We start from the raw sequence: 20,643 nt of genomic DNA, 5'->3' as shown, positions 1-20,643 counted from the left end.
AATAACCCTATATCCTTATTAAAATTTGCGATCCTATATCTAAACCTGTGCTATGTGATTTTTCACCCCAGTCACGCTCATCATAATTATCCATGTTAGCAAGAGAATCTGCTGTAAACAAAATTTGTGCAAAACTTGCTTTTCTAAATTTACTGCATGCTACCATCCCAGCACATTCCATTTCAACAACTGCAGCACCTAGTTGTTTAAACTGCGCAATTTTTTGCGGAGTTTCTCTATAAAATGCATCTGTTGTCCAAGTTGTAATTTCATCATATTTAAAATTCAATTCATCACTAATTTTTTCTATCTTGTTCAAAAATTCAGGATCAATATTAACAAAATTGTCAGCTTGCATATAATGAAATGATGTACCTTCATCACGAATCGCTCTTTTGGGCACTAACATTGTATTTTCAGGCAAATCAACAAGTGCTCCTGCAGTCCCTATTGCTAGAACTTTTTTAACTCCATAACAAATAAGCCAATCTAGCAGTTGAACTGCAGCAGGAGCTCCAAGTGGAGCTTGACACAAACTGAAAAATTCACCATTTATTTGGACTTCGTAGATTTTGGGATTAAACGAAATTGTTTTAAATTCACCGATAGTACGATGCAAATGTTTATCTAAAAATTGATTAATTTTTTCTTTTGGTACAAATGCAAATAAAAGACGGGAATGAAACTTATATGGACACTCTTCATGTCTCGGTTCTAATACAGCATGTTTATTTGGATCAAAATCTAAAATAAATGGTTTTTCATTCATACATTTCTTCCTCGTATTATCTTAATTCCATAGCATCCTGAGAAAATTCAACTGGATACTCATCTGACCACTTTTCTGTTGCAGTTTTGACAGTTTTAAAGCCGAAGTTTTCATATAATGCTTTAGCCCCTTTATTGTTGCTAAATACTTCTAAATATATTGGTCTTTCCATTTCATTCAATGCTTTAGCTAATAATTTGGTTGCCACACCTTGCTTTTGTTTTGATGGATCAACATAGATAAATTCTAAATGATTATCATTAAATCCAACAAAGCCCAGCAATTCTTCATTTTTTACTGCTATATAAATTTTACATGATAATAAGTAATTTTGATATGGTGCTTTTGTTAATGGGATAAAAACTTCTTGCAAGTTTTCACTTTCCAATTCTTGCATTCTAGCCTTATCAATAACAGCACAAAGTTTATTAAAATATTTATCTTCATAAAATTTTATTTCTATATCCATATTTTTTCCTTTTTTGTTTTACTTGTAATACAATGTAATTAAATGTAACACATTTTATAAGAGGTGATAATTATGTCAACTACTATAAGTTTAAGATTACCAGAAGATCTAAAAAAACAAGCTACAAAAGTTTTTAATGAATATGGTTTAGATTGGTCATCCGCTATGAGAATGATCCTAACACAAGTTGTAAGTGATAATGCGATTCCAGTAAACCTTTCTAGATATTCTGATATTTCTCCTGAAATACAAAAAAGTATTGATAAATCATTAGAGGAATACAGAAATGGTAACTATAAAACAGCAAATTCAGTTGATGAATTATCTAAAGACTTGAATAAAAATTAATTCTTCCTTTTTCTACTTCTCACATTTGATCATTATTATATCTATTTTTTGTTTACATTGTCACAAGCTTGAACTAAAATAGCCCTTGGATAATAAAAAGCGAAAACCTTCATTCAACGTTTATCGCAGAACCTTTTCGTGATATTTATAGGAGGATTTTTATGATTAAACCTGTTATTGAAAATGTTCACGCACTAGAGATTTTTGACTCACGTGGTAACCCAACAGTTGAAGCTACTGTTGTTTTATCAAATGGTGTCTCTGGTAGTGCTGAAGTTCCATCTGGTGCTTCAACTGGTGAAAACGAAGCTGTTGAATTACGTGATGGTGGTTCACGTTTAGGTGGCAAAGGCGTTACTAAAGCAGTTAACAATGTTAACACTGAAATTAATGATGCATTAAAAGGTTTGTCTCCTTACAACCAACCATTAATTGATGAAACTATGATTAAATTAGATGGTACTCCAAACAAAGCTCGTTTAGGCGCCAACGCAATCTTAGGTGTATCAATGGCAACTATGCGCGCTGCAGCAAACAGCTTAAATGTACCTCTATATCGCTACATCGGTGGTGACGATTTGGAAATGCCTCAAACATTCCACAACGTTATTAATGGTGGTGAACACGCAGACAATGGTATTGATATCCAAGAATTCATGATCACACCAGTTACTAAGACTTCATTCCGTGATGGTTTTAACAAGATCGTTAATACTTATCACATGTTGAAAAAAGTTATCGAAGATGCAGGCTTCACTACTGGATTAGGCGATGAAGGTGGATTTGCACCTAACTTAAACAACTCTGAAGAAGCTTTGAAGATGTTACATGAAGCTATTATCAAAGCTGGCTACAAACCAGGTGAAGATATTGCGATTGCTTGTGACTGTGCTGCATCATACTTTTACAACAAAGAAACTAAGAAATATGACCTTGAGGGCAAGACTTATACTGATGAAGAACTTGCTGATTACTATGGTAAATTAATTGATGAATTCCCTGAATTAATTTCAATTGAAGACCCATATGATGAAAACGATGTTGAAGGTATGGCTAAATTTACTGCTCGCTTCAAAGACCGTATTCAAATTGTTTTGGATGACTTTATTTGTACTAACCCAAGATTAATTGTTAAAGCTATGAAGGAAAAATGTGGTAATGCTTTACTAATTAAGTTGAACCAAGTTGGTAGTGTAACTGAAACTCTAGAGGCTATTCGTTTAGGTAAAAAGAATGGTTACAACACCATGATTTCACACCGTTCTGGTGAAACTGGTGATACCTTTATTTCTGACTTTGCAGTTGCTACTAACGCAGGTCAATTAAAGGCTGGTGCTCCTGCACGTAGTGAACGTGTTGAAAAGTACAACCAATTATTAAGAATCGAAGCTGAATTAGGCGCAGGTGAACGTTTAGCTTACTTCCCTGACTCAATTGACAGAGATTATATTGATTATTACAGTTTCTTAGATAAGAAATAAATTTAATCTTTAAATTCAAAAAGTGGGATACTTATTTGCAAGTATCTCACTTTTTTTATACGCTTATTATGGACAAACTTTTAGTAAGGAGGTCATTTATATGACCGAACAAAAAACCGGTTTAACTTCTGATCAAGCTAAACAATTATTAACTAAATATGGAAACAATGAAGTTCCAGAACCAAAATTCAACTTTTTTAAAGCATTTTTATCTAAACTTTGGAATTTATCTGCATGGATATTAGAGGCAGCATTAGTTCTAGAAGTCTTTTTAGGCAAAGGAATTCAAGCAAGCTTTGTTTTATTAATGTTATTGTTTGCGGCATTAAATGGAACCATCCAAAAAAGAAAATCACGCAAAGTCTTAGATGATATTTCACATGAATTAACCCCTATCGTTTCTGTTAAAAGAGATAATACGTGGCAAAAAATAAATTCTAAATATCTAGTTCCAGGTGATTTAATCAGTTTAAATCGTGGTGCAATCTTGCCAGCAGATGCAAAATTGATTTCTGGACAAATGTCTTGTGATGAAAGTTCGATTACTGGTGAATCAAAATCTGTCACAAAAAAACTAAATAGTCAGTTATTTGCTGGAACTACAGTAGTTGCGGGTAATGGGTTAGCCGTTGTTACTGCAACTGGTGCCAATTCTCGCTCTGGTAAAACAGTAAATTTGATTAATAATTCTGCTGCACCAGGTCATTTGCAACAACTATTAACTAAAATAATTTTATATTTATGTTTATTAGATTCTGTTTTAACTATCATTTTAATCATCGCTGCAATTATTAGACATGACAATATTATCCAGATGATGCCATTTTTGGCAATGATGTTTATTGCATCAATTCCTGTTGCGATGCCTTCAACTTTTGCATTATCTAATTCATTTGAAGCAAAAAGATTGAGCAAAGAAGGTATTTTGACTTCTGATTTAACAGGAATTCAAGATGCAGCTAATTTGAATTTATTATTATTAGATAAAACTGGTACCATTACAGAAAATAAAACTGAGGTTGCAAGTTGGACTAACTTTTCTACAATGAAAAACAATCAAGTTCTAAAATTAGCAGGATTAGCTTGTGATAAACAAAACTTGGGTGTAATTGATGAAGCAATTCTTGATTATTTAAAAGACCATAACATCGCAATTGTTGATGCAAAATCTTACATCCCCTTTTCTTCTGATAAGGGATATTCAGAAGCTAAAAGTTCAGATCATGATATAAAACTTGGCTCATTTAGACAATTGTCTAAAATTGATCCTGCTGCACAAATAAAAGTAAAAGATATTAATTTTACTGCTGGTAGATCAGTAGCTGTTTTAATTGATAATAAACTTGCTGGTGTATTTATCCTGCAAGATAAAATTAGACCTGATAGTAAACGTGCACTAACTGAATTGAAAAAGCGTGGAATTAAACCAATTATGTTGACTGGTGATAATCAAAGAACCGCAGCATATGTAGCTAAACAAGTTGGTCTTAAAGGTAAAGTTATTTCAATTCATGAGTTTGATGAAAACACCCCCTTATCTGAATTATCAGGTATCGCTGATGTTTTACCAGAAAATAAACTTGATATGGTCAAACTATTTCAAAAAAAAGGCTATATAGTGGGGATGACTGGCGATGGTGTCAATGACGCTCCTGCATTAAAGCAAGCTGAAGTCGGTATTGCAATGTCAAATGCAGCTGATGTATCAAAAAGAACCAGCAAAATGGTATTACTTGATGAAGGATTAATGCCAATTATTAAAATCCTAGATGCTGGACACCGTGTATACCAACGAATGACAACTTGGTCTCTAACAAAATTATCAAGAACAGCAGAATTAACTGTTTTGATTACTTTAGGTTATTTGGCTTTTGGATATTTACCATTAGCATTTAACGCTATGGTTATTTATACGATTATGAATAATATGGTGACTTTAATGATTGGAACAGATCATGCAGCAGTTACTTATAAGCCAGAAAATTGGGATATTCCTAAACTCTCAAAAATTTCATTTTCACTAGCTTTAGGTTGGACTGTTGCTGGATTTGGATATATGCAATTTATGATGTCTCAAAATTATTCGCATAATACCATCGCAACAGCAATTTATGTCTATCTAGTATTAACCGCTATGTTTTTAATTTTAATTACTCGTACCAAAACATATTTCTGGCAATCTCATCCTTCAAAATATGTTGGAACTGTACAAATTATTGATGTTTTATTGACATTTTTATTAGCAGGATTAGGAATTGCAATGAGTAAAATCTCAATTATGCATATCTTAATCACTGCAATAGTTGCACTAGTAGCTGCAATTATCATAGATTTAGTTTATAAACCATTGATCAATAAAGTTTAACATTAAAAAATGCCAAGGCACTTCAAATTTGCCTTGGCATTTTTTTATTTATTATCATCATATTTAACTAATGAAAACATATCTATATCAGGTAATTTTTCTCTACCTTTTAAATTAGTCAATTCAATATAAAATGCAGCACCCACAACTGTACCACCTAAACGTTCAATTAACTCTCTAGCAGCTCTTAGGGTTCCTGCAGTTGCCATTAAATCATCACAAATAACAACTTTTTGTCCTGGTTTTATTGCATCCATGTGCATTTCTAGACTATTTGATCCATATTCTAAATCATATGAAGCAATTTCTGTTTTACGAGGAAGTTTATGTGGCTTTCTTGCAGGAACAAAACCTAATCCCAATTCATATGCAACAGGACAACCCACAATGAAGCCTCTAGCTTCAGGGCCTACTATTACATCAGCATTTCTGCTTTTAGCATATTTAGCTAATTCATGTGTTGCAGCACGATATGCCTTTCCATCTTGCAACAATGGTGTAATATCACGAAAAGTTATCCCCTTATTAGGAAAATCGTGTACGCTTGCAATATACTTTCTAAAATCAATTGCCATTATCAAAAACCTCCATTAATGCATTAAACTTTTAATATAATTCAAAAGTTTAATGGATGGCATAGTTCTAAGATTTTGTACAAAATCAACTTGCGATTTCACAGCTTGATAATACCGTGAATTAGTTAAGGCTTGATTCTGTGCATTTTTTTCAGGAACTATTTGAACATCTTCCATTTTAACAAAATTTAGCTCTAAAAACACTCGCAAGATAAAGTATATAGTTTCCGTATTCATATCAAGATGTGGTGCAACTATTTTATAATCCTCTGGTTTCAAGCCAGGATGAGAATATACATATTTTAAAGCCTTCCTGAATTTCATATCTGATGGAATTTCATCCACTGGTAAGTTATCTATTGTAAAACGTAAATAAACTTGCTCAAAATTATTTTGTTCAATAACTTGCTTTAATTGAAAAATATTATGTGGTGCATCAAGTAAAGTAATAATTTGTTTTTGACCTTGATAATTATTTGCTAATTCTATTTTTTCAGGATCTATATTATAACTGTTTAAACTAGCATTTTTATTTGCAGGATCAAACAATAAATACTTATCTGCAAAACCTAACAAATGTTTTTCATTTCTAAAATCAATAACCTTAGTAGGCATTGCTAATTTAGGTAGTCCAAATTCAAAATCTACTATTGAAGCTTGAATTGATTTTTTATTTTGCCATTCATTAATATTTAAAGTCACAAATATTTTCTTGACAAAAGGTAATAAAGTTTGAGTCAAATAACTTTTATTAAAACCTACTACCTTTAACTTAGCTAATTGAAATCTAATATGTGCTTTAGTCTGCCCCATTACCATTAAATTAGTAATATTAGGATTATTTATTTCAAATATTGGCTCTGGATTACCTGTACCAAATGGACCTACTAATTGAATTTCATTATACAAATTTATAGTAATATCATTTGGATCTAAAGCCTCATCATAATTTTTTATAGCTATATTAGTAGTCAAATGATAACTTTTTTCAAATTCTTGACGTAATTTTGAAATGTTTGACTGCTTCATTGATAAACCACAAGCAAAATCATGACCACCAAATTTAGTTAATAAAGTTTTTGAAAAAGGATGTAGTGCATCAAATAAATTAAATCCGGTTTTACTTCTACCAGAACCAACTATTTCGCCATTTTCAGCCTTGGTTAACAAAATCGCTGGTTTATTTGTTTGTTCAACAATTTTATTTGCGACTAATCCTAAAACTCCTTGATGCCAATTAGGATTGTATAAAACTAAAGTATTATTTTTTCCGTAGCTCATTTGATTAATTTGCATTATTGCTTGATCAAAAACTTGCTTGGTTAATTGTTGCCTTTTGGTATTTAATTCTTCAATTTTTTCAGCTAATTTTTGGGCAGTTTCATCATCATCTGCTAACAATAATTCAACAGCAAGTTTTGCATCTGCTAATCTTCCAACAGCATTTAATCTTGGAGCGATCATAAAACCAATATCTGTTTGATCAATGGATCCTAATTTTAATCCAGCTTGCTTGATTAATGCTTGTAAACCAATATGCTCTGTTTCATTTAATTGCTCTAACCCACGTTTAACTATGATATGCCCTTCACCAGTAACTTTAACCATATCACCAATAGTACCAATCATAACAAACTCTAATAATTCGGGCATTGGATCATCCATTAATGCACGGCAAATTGTATATGCAACTCCTGCACCACAATAATCATCAAAAGGATACTTTTGACCTGGATAATTACAATGAACAATTGCATATGCATCTGGGACTTTTTCTTGGAAAGTATGGTGATCAGTAACTATTGTATCAACTCCCATTCTAGCTGCATATGCTACTTCATTGACACCCGTAATACCATTATCGACAGTGATTATTAATTTAGTTCCATCAGCTACAATTTTTTTATAACTATCAAGATTGGGGCCATATCCATCTTTAAACCTATCTGGAATAAAATAATGAACATCAGCACCTAATATACTTAACGTTTCAACCATAATTGTAGTAGCAGTAATACCATCTGCATCATAATCACCATAAATAGTAATTTTTTCACCTTGATCAATTGCCTTGTTAATTCGCTTGACCGCTTTATCCATATCATGCATTAAATATGGATCAGCTAAATCATTTTCATTAGCATTCAACCAAAAATCAATTTCTTTTTGAGTAGTTATTCCTCTTAATGAAAACAACTTAGCCTGAATTGGACTAAGTTGAAATTGGTCAATTACATCTTGTGAAATATTTTGACCTTGTCTTTTTTCCCATTTAATCATTTTAATTTAAACACTTGTAAATTCTTATTAGTAGCAGTTTCTGTTTTGATTAATTTACCACGAATAGCCCAACGATTAGTTCCACCATCAGCACAGGTAATCAATGTAACAATATTATCTTTAGTATTATTGACTAACCATACAGCTGTTGGATCAACAACTTTTTTCATGTAAATTTTATAAATATAAACTTTTTTTAAATCAGTCAGATATACTTTTTCGCCTAGCTTAGTATTTTCTAAAGGTGAAAACAATATCCCTTGAGTCGTCATATAGTGCCCAGCTAATGGATAATTGCCCTTTCCCATTACTTGGTCAGCTCTCATAGTGCCACCGCCAGTTGACATCGCATCATTGCTTAGTCCCAACATAATTGGCAAATACATTTTTACCTTTGGAATAGCCAATGCACCAATTGCATCGGAGGTGTTTTTTACACGTGATCGTGTAACTTGAGCAAAGTCAATTTCTTTAACTTTACTGTAATCAAACATCCCTTTTTTCTTTTTATTTTTTTCTATGCTATCACGATTCAAACTACTTAATGCACTCGCTTGGTTTTGCGAAACCATCATATTTGAAATTTGTTTGTTGAAAATTAAGACCAGGCCAATTATCAATAAAACAATTGCAAGTATTCGCAGCCAAATATTTCGTTTGCTTTTTTTTGTTGCCATAGGTTACTTTCCTTTGATATCATCATCATTCATTCTTAGTACTGCCATAAATGCATCTTGTGGCACTTCTACACGACCAACAGATTTCATCCGCTTTTTACCACGTTTTTGTTTATCTAATAACTTTGCACGACGGTCAGGGTCACCAGTATGAATTCTAGCAGTTACATCTTTACGATATGGTTTGATTGTGGCACGTGAAATAATTTTAGCCCCAATTGCTCCTTGAATATCTACTTCAAAGTTTTGTCTTGGAATTAATTTCTTAAGTAGTGATGTCATTTGTCTTGCACGCTCTTGTGCTTCATCACGATGAGCAATAAAGCTTAAGGCATCAATAGGCTCTTTATTAAGTAATATATCAATTTTAACTAAATCTGTAGTGCGATAGCCTGTAATTTCATAATCAAGGGAGGCATATCCTTTAGTTGAAGATTTTAAATCATCAAAGAAATCAAAAATAATTTCAGCTAATGGCATATTATATATTACATTAACTCGATATTTATCAAGATAGTCCATAGTTACAAATTCGCCACGTTTGTGTTGGCACAATTCCATGACTGCCCCTACAAATTCATTAGGAACCATGATCTCAGCTTTAACAAAGGGTTCTTGAACTTGCTTATATTCTCCAGCTTCAGGTAAATCAGAAGGATTATCAATAACTTTAGTAGAGCCATCATTCATAATTGCATGATAGTCAACTGATGGTGCGGTCATAATTAGATCTAAATTAAATTCTTGCTCTAATCGCTCTTGCACTACATCCATATGTAATAACCCTAAAAAACCACATCTAAAACCAAAGCCTAAAGCAGTTGAAGTCTCTGGTTCAAACTCCAATGCAGCATCATTAAGTTGTAATTTTTGCAATGCTTCTTTTAAATCATCATATTTTGCATTGTCAACTGGATACATTCCTGAATAAACCATTGGTGGAATTTGGCGATACCCTGGCAGTGGCTCTCGTGTAGGATTTTTGGCAATAGTTATAGTATCACCTACACGAGTTTCTCTAACAGATTTGATATTGGCAGTTAAATATCCTACGTCACCTGCAACTAACACGTCTTTTTTCACGGGACTTGGAGTAGAAACACCAACTTCGGTAACTTCATAAGTTTTATGAGTATTCATAATTTCAATTTGATCACCTGGCTTTACCATTCCATCTTCTACACGAATAGATAAAACAACTCCGCGATAATCATCATATTTTGAATCAAATATTAAAGCCTTTAAAGGTGCTTTCAAATCGCCTTGGGGTGCAGGAATATCAGAAACTATCCGCTCTAATAATTCTGGAATACCTTGTCCTGTTTTACCAGATACCTCTACTGCGTCTGCGGCATCTAGTCCTAACATTTCCTCAATTTCTTCTTTTGCATTTTCAGGATCTGCAGATGGAAGATCAATTTTATTGATTACAGACAAAATAGTTAAATCATCATCAATTGCTAGATAAGTATTTGCCAAAGTCTGTGCTTGAACACCTTGTGTTGCATCAACTACCAATAAAGCCCCTTCACATGCTGCTAGTGATCTTGATACTTCATAAGAAAAGTCAACATGTCCTGGAGTGTCTATCAAATGAAAAATATAAGTTTCACCATTTTTAGCATGATATTTTACTTCAACAGAGTTTAATTTAATGGTAATTCCTCGTTGACGCTCTAGTGGCATATCATCTAATAATTGATTTTTCATTTGTCGATGTTCAACTGTATCAGTTAATTCTAAAATACGATCAGCTATTGTAGATTTTCCATGATCGATATGTGCAACAATTGAAAAGTTACGAATATGCTTTTGATAATTTTCTAATTCTTTAAAATCCATTAATTTCACCTTTTTCGTCTGCTATCTATTATATCAAAGGCAATAAACTAGAACAAAATAAAAGCAGGCTATATAAACCTGCTCTTATTTAACTAAATGAATCTTTTAAACGCTCGAAAAAGTTCTTTTCCTGAGGTGATATTGATCCACCACTTGCTTTAACATAATCAACTAAAGCTTGTTTTTGTTTGTCGTTAAGCGTCTTTGGAATAACTACATCAACTGTAACTTGTTGGTCACCAGAACCATTTCCACGCAAATATGGTACCCCTTGACCACGCAAGGTAAATTTAGATCCAGGTTGTGTTCCAGCAGGTATTTTTAAATTAGTCTTTCCATGTACAGTGTTAATACTAATTTTATCCCCTAAACTAGCTTGGGCAAAAGAAATTGGAACAGTAGTATATATAGTAGTGCCACGCCGAGTGAATTCTTTACTTGGCTTAATTCTAAATACTATGTACAAATCTCCATAGGATCCACCATTTTTACCTGCTTCACCTTGTCCAGCCAATCTAATCTGTTGACCACTATCAATTCCTGCAGGTACTTTAACTTCAAGAGTTTGTTTTTTGTCAATTGTACCTTTGCCATCGCAAGTCTTACATGGATGCATAATAATTACACCACGACCATGACATTTATCACATGGTACACTACGTTGAATAACTCCAAGCATAGATTGTTGAGTGATTGTCATCATTCCAGTGCCATGACATTTGTCACAAGTTATAGGATGAGTTCCAGGCTCTGCACCACTACCTTTACAAGTAGGACAAGTTTCACTACGTGTATAAGTAATATCAGTAGTCTTACCATTAATTGCATCCATAAAATCAATATTCATTGTGTAATCTAAATCATCACCACGAACTGGTGCAGTAGGATCTACATGTTGTCTTTGACCGCCATTGAATAAATCACTAAAAATGTCTCCAAAACCGCCAAAGCCTCCAAAATCACCATAAGCATTAGCACTGCCACCGCCAAAGCCGCCTTGACCATTTACACCTGCTTGACCAAATTGATCATATTGGGCTCTTTTTTGCTTATCTTTTAAAACTTCATAGGCTTCATTAACTTCTTTAAATTTTTCTTCTGCATCCGGAGCTTTATTTAGATCCGGGTGATATTTTTTAGATAGTTTTCTATAAGCTTTCTGAATATCTTGTTCACTGGCATCTTTACTGACGCCAAGAACGTCATAATAATCACGATTGGTTGCCATTGTTGCTCCTTATTATTTTACAAAAGAAAAGAACTACTTGCGCAGTTCTTTTAAGTATAAACCTTTTACTTGTCAGGATCTACTTTTTTAAAGTCGCCATTAACAGTATCACCATCTGAGCCATTTGCATCGCCAGAATTGTTTTGGTTAGGATTTTGTCCTGGGTTTGATTGTTGACCATTTTGTTGATACAACTTAACGGCTAAATCTTGAGCAACTTTGGCTAAATCGTCTTTCTTAGCTTTCATCTCATCAAGATCATTATCTTTTTGAGCTTTCTTTAATGCATCTAAAGCATCTTGAACTTTCTTAGTATCATCATCTGAAACTTTGCCTTTAACATCTTTCAATGTCTTTTCAGTTGAGAAGATTAAAGTATCTACTTCATTACGTAAATCAGCTTCATCTTTTCTCTTCTTATCTTCATCAGCATGTTCTTCAGCTTCTTTTTGCATCTTCTTAATTTCTTCATCAGATAAACCAGATGAACTCTTGATGGTAATCTTTTGTTCTTTACCAGTGCCCATATCTTTTGCAGATACATTAACGATACCATTTTTATCAATATCAAATGTAACTTGAATTTGTGGTACACCACGAGGTGCTGCAGGGATATCTGTTAATTCAAAACGACCTAATGTCTTATCATCTGCAGCCATTGGACGTTCACCTTGCAAAACATGAATATCAACAGCTGGTTGATTATCTGCTGCAGTTGAAAATACTTGGCTCTTTGATGTAGGAATTGTAGTGTTACGATCAATTAACTTAGTGAATACTCCACCCATTGTTTCAATACCTAATGACAATGGAGTAACATCTAGCAATACGATGTCTTTTACATCTCCTGAAATAACACCACCTTGGATAGCTGCACCTAAAGCAACAGCTTCATCTGGGTTGATTGAATGATCAGGTTCTTTACCGCTCCATTGCTTTACAGCTTCTTGAACTGCAGGAATACGAGTAGAACCACCATTTAAGATGACCTTATCAATATCATTTACTGTTAAACCAGCATCTTTTAGTGCATTGTCAAATGGCACTTTAGTTTTATCAACTAAATCATGAGTTAATTCATCAAATTTAGCTCTTGTTAAATCGGCTTCCAAGTGTAAAGGACCAGTTTCACCTGCAGAAATAAATGGAAGTGAAATATGAGTTTGAGAAACACCAGATAAATCCTTTTTAGCATTTTCAGCTGCATCTTTCAAACGTTGCAGTGCCATCTTATCTTTAGATAAATCAACACCATTTTCTTGCTTGAAGTTGTCAATCAACCAATTCATAATACGTTGATCAAAATCATCCCCACCTAAGTGAGTATCACCATTAGTTGATAATACTTGAAATACTCCATCACCTAATTCAAGGACAGAAACATCAAAAGTACCACCACCAAGGTCATAAACCAAGATTTTTTCATCTTTATCATCTTTATCTAGACCATATGCTAAAGCAGATGCAGTAGGTTCATTGATTATTCTTTGAACATTTAAACCAGCAATCTTACCAGCATCTTTAGTTGCCTGTCTTTGAGCGTCGTTAAAATAAGCAGGTACAGTAATAACAGCGTCTTTTACAGGTTCACCAAGATAATCTTCAGAAAACTTCTTGATGTATTGTAAAATCATAGCTGAAATTTCTTGTGGTGTATATGACTTGTCTCCAACTTTAACTTTATATCCAGCTTCACCCATGTGACGTTTGATTGAAACGATTGTGTTAGGGTTAGTAATAGCTTGTCTTTTAGCAACTTCACCAACTTGAATTTCACCATCTTTAAATGCAACTACAGATGGTGTTGTACGATTTCCTTCTGGATTTGTAATAATCTTAGGTTCTTTTCCTTCTAGTACTGCAACTGCAGAGTTTGTAGTTCCTAAATCAATACCAATAACTTTTGCCATTATTAATTTAACTTCCTCTCTTATTGTGCCACGATAACCATTGCTGGTCTTAATGTTCTATCTTTATATAAATAACCTTTTTGAAGCACTTGAACAACATGGTCTTTTTGATCATCATTTTGAGCAGTTGTCATTTGAACTGCTTGATGAATGGTCGGATCAAATTTTTGACCATCAGCTTCAATTTCAGTAATACCATGATCATTTAATGCTTTTACTAATGCATCTAAGGTCATTTGAACACCTTTTTTCAATTGCTTTGAAGCGTCATCATCAACTTTTACTTGCAGTGCACGCTCTAAATTATCAATTGCTGGTAAAACATCTTTTGCCAAAGTTTGTGACTCATATTTAATCAATTGTGCTCGTTCTTTAGCATATCTATTTTGAGCATTTTGAATTTCAGCTTGACTACGTAAAAACTTATCTTCAAGTTCTTTATTAGTATCCATTAATTTAGCTAGAGAATCAGATAACTTTTTTATTTCATCTGTTTTTTCACTAGTTTTTTTAGTATCTTCTTTTTTTATATTTTCTTTTGTCTTTTCATTTTCTTGATTTAAATCTTTTTCACTAGGAAACTCTTTATCGCTCAAAATGCCCTCCTTATTTAAAGCCACCATAATAATCTAATAATTTCTTAGCCAATTCATTACTAAAATATTCCAGTAACCCTATCATCTGTGAATATGGCATGTTAGTAGGTCCTAGCAACGCAATTGTTCCTTTACCATGATTTCCAACATTATATTCAGCAGTTAATAAACTATAATTTTCTAGTAACTGACTAGGCATCTCAGAACCTAGTTTTACTCTAACACTGTATGGTCCTTTTTTAGTTTTGGTCTCAGGATTCATTAAATCTGAAAAACTATTATCCTGCAATAGTTGATATAAAGATTTAATTTGTTTTGGGTTTTCCAATTTGGAATTACTCAATAAATTTATTTGCCCATCAACATACATCTGATCACTGGCAGCATCTTTGACAACATCATCAACCAGTTTTAACAAATCAAATGAATTATTATCAATATTACCTAAACCTATCTTGTGCAAGTAATCCATTGAAATTTCATTGATGTAATGACCAACTAAATTATCATTTAATAAACGAACAGCTCGTTCAATTTCAGTTCCATTAATGTTATTTGGTAGCGTATATACTTGGTTTTGAACATTACCATCATCAGTAACTAATATCGCCATAACTTGGCGATTAGACAGTGGAACTATCCTAAAGCCCGTAATTTTTGTATTTACAGCTTCAGGGCCTTCAGCAAAGGCTGTATAATTAGTTAAATTTGACAATATTTTAGCTGCCTGCTCAACAATTTCATTGACTTGATTAAATGGTTGATCTAATAATGAAATGATTTTTGTATATACAGAGCTAGGCAATTCTAAAGGTTCTATCAAATTGTCTAAATAATATCTATACCCTTGACTTGAAGGAATTCTACCACTTGATGAATGTGTTTTTTCAATCAAATTTTTGTGTTCCAAATAAGCCATTTCATTTCTAATTGTTGCACTAGACACCTTAATAGGTAATTGCTGCATAACGGTCTTTGAACCAACAGGCTCGTGTGTCTGAGCAAAGTCCATAATGATTGTTTTTAAAATCAATTCTTGACGTTCAGTTAACATACTATCGCCTCTTATTTAGCACTCATTTGTCTTATGTGCTAACAATGAATAAGATACCAGGAAATTAGCACTAAATCAAGTGCTTTGCTAATTTTTTTGAAAAATAATTTATTTTTTCACACTTTCAAAATATTCCTGAACATGCTTTTTATCCATAATCATTTGTTTTTTTAATTGATCCAAATTATTAAATTTTATTTCTCCACGCAAATATTTAAACCATTCAATAGTGGCTGGTTTATCATATACATCTTCATCAAAATTAAATAAATTTGATTCAATAAAAATATGGTTATTGTTACCTATTGTTGGATTATAACCAACACTAGTCATAGAATCATACCAATGATTATTAACTTTAGTTTTTGTTGCATATACACCAACTTTTGGAATTATTTTTGAACCATATGATCTCAAGTTAATTGTAGGGAAACTCAATTTATGACCATTTCTTAAGCCATGCCCTACTTTGCCACTAAGTTTATAATGGTATCCTAATAATTTTGACGCATAAATCATTCTACCTTCAATTATTGCTTTTCTAACAGCAGTTGAACCAATTTTTATTCCATCAAAAGTCTGTTCAGGCAATGTCACCACATCAAAACGTCCTTTAGACATTTGTTTCATAGTAATCATATTAGCAATTTCTTTTGGTCCAAAAGTATAGTCAAATCCAGCAACAACAGTATCTGCATTTAATCTGACAAGTACATTATCGACAAATTGTTTAGGTGATATCTGACTAAATGCCGAAGTAAATTCTAATATTCCTAAATAATCAGCCCCCAATTTTTCAACTAAATCAGCTTTTTCATCAAGTGTTGTAAGATAATTAAAATTTGTTGCATGTGCGTATATTTCTTTGGGGTGCTTGTTAAAAGTCAATACCATTAATGGTAATTTCTTTTTTATAGCAATATCATGAGCTTCTTTTATTAAACGTTGGTGACCTAAATGAACCCCATCAAAAAAGCCTAGAGCTAAAACAAGTTTTCCTGGAATAATATTTTTAGTAATTGGATATTTTATATGAATAATCTGCACACAATAACCTCACTAACTATTTTGCAATAGCATCATTTCTGGAGTATATATGCTACCAGATAATTTATATATTGCCTTAACTTTATTATTGTAGCGTAAAGCTACTTTTTTTTCATCAGTATCTAATACTATTTGATTACCATTTTTTACTTTTTGCCATTGCTTTTCAGTCAAATTAATTGTTGGATAGTTTGCAAAAAAATCTTCAAGTGAAATTAACCACTTATCAATTTGATTTGTATCTTCTTGTAATTGCTCTAAAGTTACACTTTGTTTTAAATCAAATCCGGCACTATTTGTACGAATCAAATTTGACATCACTGCAGGAATATCTAATTTTGTACCTAAATCATTAACTAATGATCTGACATAAGTGCCTTTGCTACATTCAATTTCAAAATCAAAAGTTTCTTGTTGATTAGCTGCATCATATTCTGGTTTATTTAATAATTTATATTCATCAATATTTACTTTTCGAATTGGTCTTTCAACTTCTATACCAGCTCTAGCATATTCATATAAATGTTTTCCATTTACCTTGATAGCAGAATAAATTGGCGGCACTTGTTCAATTGTACCTAAAAAAGTATCCATAGTACTTTGAATTTTATCTGCGGTAATTTTTTGCAAAAGTGGTCTTCTTTCTAAAACTGTTCCTGATATATCATAACTATCTGTACTATAGCCCAAAATTCCAGAGCCTTGATACTTTTTAGACTTTGTATGCATTAAATCAATTAACTTAGTCGCCTGTCCAATCGCAATTGGCAAAACCCCAGTAACATCAGGATCTAATGTTCCAGCATGACCAATTTTTTTTATATGTAAAATTTTTCGTAGCTTATAAACTACATCAGCACTTGTCATGCCTTTAGGCTTATTAACAACAATTATTCCATTTATCATTTTTCTCACCTAATATAAAAGCGTCACAATGTGACGCTTTTATATATTATCTTTCTTGATCTTCTTTTTTTATTTTTGCAATCAATTTATCAATTTTACTACCATATTGTACTGAAGTATCACGTTTGAAGATTAATTCAGGAACTTTATAAACAGTTAGTTCTTGACCAAGTAAATGACGCATCATTCCTTTAGCTTTTTCTAACCCTTCTTGAACTTCCTCTTCTTTTTTCTTGTTTTCAGTCAATAAGCTGTAATAAATTGTTGCATATGAAAAATCATTTGTGACTTCAACTGCTGTAATTGTAACTTCACGCAGTCTTGGATCACGAATCTTTTTTTGCAATATTGTAGTTAACTCGCGTAGAATTTCACCTTCAACACGGCCAATACGATGTTTCATATAAACCTCCTAACTACTGAGGCTTTACCTCTTGCATTTCATAAGCTTCAAGTTCGTCATCAACTTTGATATCATTATAGTTTTCAATTGTTAGTCCACAATCAAAACCTTGCTTAACTTCTTTAACATCATCTTTAAATCTCTTCAAAGATGCTACTTTTCCGTCATAGATAACAACACCATTGCGAACTACACGAATTCCAGAGTCTCTAGTAACATATCCACTATCAACAAAAGCACCTGCAATTGTACCAACTTTTGAAACTTTCCAGATTTCACGTACAGTTAAATTACCAGTGACTTTTTCTTCATAAGTTGGCTCTAGCATACCCTTCATCGCAGCTTCAACGTCATCAATTGCCTTATAAATAATACTATATAAACGAATATCTACTTCATCAGTTGCTGCTTGATCTTTAGCAGTTGCAGTTGGACGAACATTAAAACCAATAATAAATCCATTAGATGCACTAGCTAAAGTTACATCAGATTCATTAATTGCACCAACGCCTGCATGAATAATATTTACACGAACGCCTTCAACATCAATTTTTTCCAAAGCTTGTTGCAATGCTTCAACAGATCCTTGAGTATCAGCCTTTAAAACAATGTCAACTTCTTTCATGTTTTCACGTTTCATAGTATCAAACAAATTATCTAAAGTAACATGTTGTACTTGTTCACGTTGTTTTCTTAATGCATTTTGAGCACGTTGTTCACCAACACTACGTGCAGTTTTTTCGTCATCAAATACGACAAATCGATCTGCTGACTCTGGTACATCATTTAAACCAGTAATTTCAACAGGCATTGATGGTGTAGCACTCTTAACTCGGCGACCTTTATCATTAGTCATAACACGAACTCGACCAAATGTATTACCAACAACAATTGGATCACCAATATGCAAAGTACCTTGTTGAACTAAGATATCTGCTACAGGCCCTCTCCCACGTGATAAGTGAGCTTCTACGACAGTTCCAATAGCCTTTTGATCTGGATCTGCAGTTAATTCTAGAACATCTGCTTGCAATAAAATCATTTGTAACAAATCTTCAACATTTTCACCTGTTTTTGCAGAAATATCAACAAATATTGTATTGCCGCCATAATCTTCAGGAATTAAGTTGTACTTCATTAATTGCTCAGTAACATGTTGTGGATTAGCACCTGGCACATCCATTTTGTTAATAGCAACAATAATTGGTACTTTAGCAGATTTTGCATGGTCGATAGCTTCAATAGTCTGAGGCATAACACCATCATCTGCAGCAACAACCAAAACAACAATATCAGTAATATCAGCACCACGAGCTCTCATGTTTGAAAAGGCAGCATGTCCAGGAGTATCTAAAAATGTAATTAGTCGATTATCAATTTTAACCTGATATGCACCAATTTTTTGAGTAATACCACCAGCTTCATGTTCTGATACATTAGTATGACGTAATCTATCAAGTAAAGTAGTCTTACCATGGTCAACATGTCCCATAATCGTAACTACAGGAGGACGCTTTTCTTGATGTTTAGATTTAAGAGATTCCTTCATCTCTTTATCATAGATCTTGTCAATATCAGAAATATCTTCATGAACTTTTTCTTTAGCTTCTATACCATATTCAGCAGCTAATAATTCAATCGTATCTTTATCTAATGATTGATTTTGATTAGTCATAATTCCCAACATAAATAATTTTTTGATAATTTCTGCTGGTTCTCTATGTAATAATTTTGCTAGATCTTGAGCATTCATTCCCTCTTCAAAAACTAAAGTTTCAGGTAATGGACGTTCTTTTCTAGCGGTCGGTTGCTTTTTGACTTCTGTTCTTTCTTGGCGACGTTTGTTCTTACGCTTTCTACGCTCTGAACGATCAGAATGTTCACTGCGTTCACCAAATCTTGAATCAATTCCCTTACGTCCTGGTTTACCAGTATTTCTACCATGACCATTATTGTTACGACGCTTTTCATTTTCAGGAGCTGGAGTTGCAGCAGCTAATAAATTAGGTTTTGGTGATGTTGACTTATTTGTATTAGAATTTCTTCTTACATGATTATTATTGCGACGTAGTGATCTGTTATTAGAATTTTCATTTCTATTATCAGCGTTTGCCTTATTTCTTGCAGGAGAAGGTTTTAAAATCTTCGGTCCTGTAACTTTTGGTTGATCTATATGTACTTGTTCATGTTTTTCTTCAGTTTTACTTTGTTTTGAAGCATGTTGTTGTTCATGCCATTTCTGTTTTGACTTTTGAGTTTGTTTATCCAATGTATGCTCTTCTGCGCGTTGTTTTTGTTTAAATTGTGCTAGCAAATCACGTGCAGCTGGCTTTTTGCTACGAGTATTTTGCTGTTGCTTATTATTTCTATGATTTCTATTATTGTTATTTCTATTTCGATGATTGTTTCGAGGAGCCCTTTTTTCTTCAGACTCTTTTTCATTTCTACGAATAGATTTAACAGAGATTTGAATTTTGCTTTTATCTCGTGATTTGTTTTCATGAGAATTAGTATTACTTTTAGGAGCTTTGAAACTCTTTTCAAGTTCTACTACTTGATCATTTTCAAGTGATGACATGTGACTTTTTACATCAAAACCAAGTTCTTTTGCCTTTTGTACTACGACTTTATTGTCGATACCTAATTCTTTAGCTAATTCATAAATTCTAGTCTTAGCCATTAAATCACACTCC

General features: G+C 32.8%; 17 protein-coding genes. 3 read left to right on the top strand and 14 right to left on the bottom strand.

The genetic code is table 11. From position 1 onward, the window contains the following. Window positions 1-7: 7 nt before the first annotated feature. Complete coding sequence (locus AC38BG_RS05160) at window positions 8-769, bottom strand: nucleoside phosphorylase (protein ID WP_489936798.1); 762 nt, start codon at window positions 767-769, stop codon at window positions 8-10. Between the two features lie 16 nt (window positions 770-785). Next, a complete protein-coding gene (locus tag AC38BG_RS05155; RefSeq protein WP_489936797.1) occupies window positions 786-1,238 on the bottom strand; it encodes a GNAT family N-acetyltransferase in 453 nt (150 codons plus the stop codon). Between the two features lie 72 nt (window positions 1,239-1,310). Here AC38BG_RS05155 and AC38BG_RS05150 point away from each other — a divergent pair, with 72 nt between their 5' ends. The 3 genes from AC38BG_RS05150 (at window position 1,311) to AC38BG_RS05140 (ending at window position 5,432) form a co-directional block, all read left to right on the top strand. After that, window positions 1,311-1,586, top strand: a complete 276-nt coding sequence (locus AC38BG_RS05150) for a type II toxin-antitoxin system RelB/DinJ family antitoxin (RefSeq protein ID WP_489936796.1) — start codon at window positions 1,311-1,313, stop codon at window positions 1,584-1,586. 161 nt (window positions 1,587-1,747) lie between these two features. Then, window positions 1,748-3,067, top strand: a complete 1,320-nt coding sequence (gene eno, locus AC38BG_RS05145) for a phosphopyruvate hydratase (RefSeq protein ID WP_489936795.1) — start codon at window positions 1,748-1,750, stop codon at window positions 3,065-3,067. Between the two features lie 100 nt (window positions 3,068-3,167). Then, complete coding sequence (locus tag AC38BG_RS05140) at window positions 3,168-5,432, top strand: HAD-IC family P-type ATPase (RefSeq protein WP_489936794.1); 2,265 nt, start codon at window positions 3,168-3,170, stop codon at window positions 5,430-5,432. 44 nt (window positions 5,433-5,476) lie between these two features. Here AC38BG_RS05140 and AC38BG_RS05135 read toward each other — a convergent pair whose 3' ends face one another. From AC38BG_RS05135 to infB, 12 genes are all read right to left on the bottom strand, one after another. After that, window positions 5,477-6,007, bottom strand: coding sequence for an adenine phosphoribosyltransferase (locus tag AC38BG_RS05135; RefSeq protein ID WP_489936793.1), 531 nt, complete (start codon window positions 6,005-6,007; stop codon window positions 5,477-5,479). Between the two features lie 15 nt (window positions 6,008-6,022). Continuing rightward, the gene (recJ, locus tag AC38BG_RS05130) at window positions 6,023-8,284 is read right to left on the bottom strand and encodes a single-stranded-DNA-specific exonuclease RecJ (RefSeq protein ID WP_489937844.1); all 2,262 of its coding nucleotides are present in this window, start codon (window positions 8,282-8,284) and stop codon (window positions 6,023-6,025) included. Further along, window positions 8,284-8,964, bottom strand: a complete 681-nt coding sequence (locus AC38BG_RS05125; protein WP_489936792.1) for a class A sortase — start codon at window positions 8,962-8,964, stop codon at window positions 8,284-8,286. The genes recJ and AC38BG_RS05125 overlap by 1 nt, the downstream gene beginning before the upstream one ends. 3 nt (window positions 8,965-8,967) lie before the next feature. Then, a complete protein-coding gene (gene lepA, locus AC38BG_RS05120) occupies window positions 8,968-10,806 on the bottom strand; it encodes a translation elongation factor 4 (RefSeq protein ID WP_489936791.1) in 1,839 nt (612 codons plus the stop codon). A gap of 88 nt (window positions 10,807-10,894) precedes the next feature. Next, on the bottom strand, window positions 10,895-12,034 hold the full coding sequence (gene dnaJ, locus AC38BG_RS05115; protein WP_489936790.1) for a molecular chaperone DnaJ: 1,140 nt from the start codon (window positions 12,032-12,034) through the stop codon (window positions 10,895-10,897). 65 nt (window positions 12,035-12,099) lie between these two features. Continuing rightward, window positions 12,100-13,944, bottom strand: coding sequence for a molecular chaperone DnaK (gene dnaK / locus AC38BG_RS05110; RefSeq protein WP_489936789.1), 1,845 nt, complete (start codon window positions 13,942-13,944; stop codon window positions 12,100-12,102). Between the two features lie 20 nt (window positions 13,945-13,964). Next, the gene (gene grpE / locus AC38BG_RS05105) at window positions 13,965-14,540 is read right to left on the bottom strand and encodes a nucleotide exchange factor GrpE (protein ID WP_489936788.1); all 576 of its coding nucleotides are present in this window, start codon (window positions 14,538-14,540) and stop codon (window positions 13,965-13,967) included. A 10-nt stretch (window positions 14,541-14,550) separates the two neighbouring features. Next, window positions 14,551-15,552, bottom strand: coding sequence for a heat-inducible transcriptional repressor HrcA (gene hrcA, locus AC38BG_RS05100; protein ID WP_489937843.1), 1,002 nt, complete (start codon window positions 15,550-15,552; stop codon window positions 14,551-14,553). 150 nt (window positions 15,553-15,702) lie between these two features. Then, window positions 15,703-16,641 carry a bifunctional riboflavin kinase/FAD synthetase gene (locus AC38BG_RS05095; protein ID WP_489936787.1) on the bottom strand — a complete coding sequence of 313 codons (939 nt, stop codon included), beginning with the start codon at window positions 16,639-16,641 and terminating at the stop codon, window positions 15,703-15,705. A gap of 12 nt (window positions 16,642-16,653) precedes the next feature. Beyond that, window positions 16,654-17,547, bottom strand: coding sequence for a tRNA pseudouridine(55) synthase TruB (truB, locus tag AC38BG_RS05090; RefSeq protein WP_489936786.1), 894 nt, complete (start codon window positions 17,545-17,547; stop codon window positions 16,654-16,656). 46 nt (window positions 17,548-17,593) lie between these two features. Then, window positions 17,594-17,950 (bottom strand): ribosome-binding factor A, encoded by a 357-nt coding sequence (locus AC38BG_RS05085; RefSeq protein WP_489936785.1) that lies wholly within the window; start codon window positions 17,948-17,950, stop codon window positions 17,594-17,596. A gap of 13 nt (window positions 17,951-17,963) precedes the next feature. Then, on the bottom strand, window positions 17,964-20,630 hold the full coding sequence (gene infB, locus AC38BG_RS05080) for a translation initiation factor IF-2 (protein ID WP_489936784.1): 2,667 nt from the start codon (window positions 20,628-20,630) through the stop codon (window positions 17,964-17,966). Between the last annotated feature and the right edge of the window lie 13 nt (window positions 20,631-20,643).

It is taken from the genome of Lactobacillus sp. M44 (genome assembly GCF_058130005.1).
Note: the sequence above shows the minus strand (reverse complement) of the source record. Positions and strands in the feature narration are given on the sequence as shown.

Excerpts from the sequence above, each read along its gene's own strand:
- AC38BG_RS05150 (WP_489936796.1), top strand. The coding sequence starts at position 1,311 with ATGTCAACTACTATAAGTTTAAGATTACCAGAAGATCTAAAAAAACAA.
- dnaJ (WP_489936790.1), bottom strand. The coding sequence starts at position 12,034 with ATGGCAACCAATCGTGATTATTATGACGTTCTTGGCGTCAGTAAAGAT.
- AC38BG_RS05160 (WP_489936798.1), bottom strand. The coding sequence starts at position 769 with ATGAATGAAAAACCATTTATTTTAGATTTTGATCCAAATAAACATGCT.
- lepA (WP_489936791.1), bottom strand. The coding sequence starts at position 10,806 with ATGGATTTTAAAGAATTAGAAAATTATCAAAAGCATATTCGTAACTTT.
- AC38BG_RS05140 (WP_489936794.1), top strand. The coding sequence starts at position 3,168 with ATGACCGAACAAAAAACCGGTTTAACTTCTGATCAAGCTAAACAATTA.
- AC38BG_RS05155 (WP_489936797.1), bottom strand. The coding sequence starts at position 1,238 with ATGGATATAGAAATAAAATTTTATGAAGATAAATATTTTAATAAACTT.
- eno (WP_489936795.1), top strand. The coding sequence starts at position 1,748 with ATGATTAAACCTGTTATTGAAAATGTTCACGCACTAGAGATTTTTGAC.
- AC38BG_RS05085 (WP_489936785.1), bottom strand. The coding sequence starts at position 17,950 with ATGAAACATCGTATTGGCCGTGTTGAAGGTGAAATTCTACGCGAGTTA.
- AC38BG_RS05125 (WP_489936792.1), bottom strand. The coding sequence starts at position 8,964 with ATGGCAACAAAAAAAAGCAAACGAAATATTTGGCTGCGAATACTTGCA.
- truB (WP_489936786.1), bottom strand. The coding sequence starts at position 17,547 with ATGATAAATGGAATAATTGTTGTTAATAAGCCTAAAGGCATGACAAGT.
- infB (WP_489936784.1), bottom strand. The coding sequence starts at position 20,630 with ATGGCTAAGACTAGAATTTATGAATTAGCTAAAGAATTAGGTATCGAC.
- dnaK (WP_489936789.1), bottom strand. The coding sequence starts at position 13,944 with ATGGCAAAAGTTATTGGTATTGATTTAGGAACTACAAACTCTGCAGTT.
- AC38BG_RS05135 (WP_489936793.1), bottom strand. The coding sequence starts at position 6,007 with ATGGCAATTGATTTTAGAAAGTATATTGCAAGCGTACACGATTTTCCT.
- hrcA (WP_489937843.1), bottom strand. The coding sequence starts at position 15,552 with ATGGACTTTGCTCAGACACACGAGCCTGTTGGTTCAAAGACCGTTATG.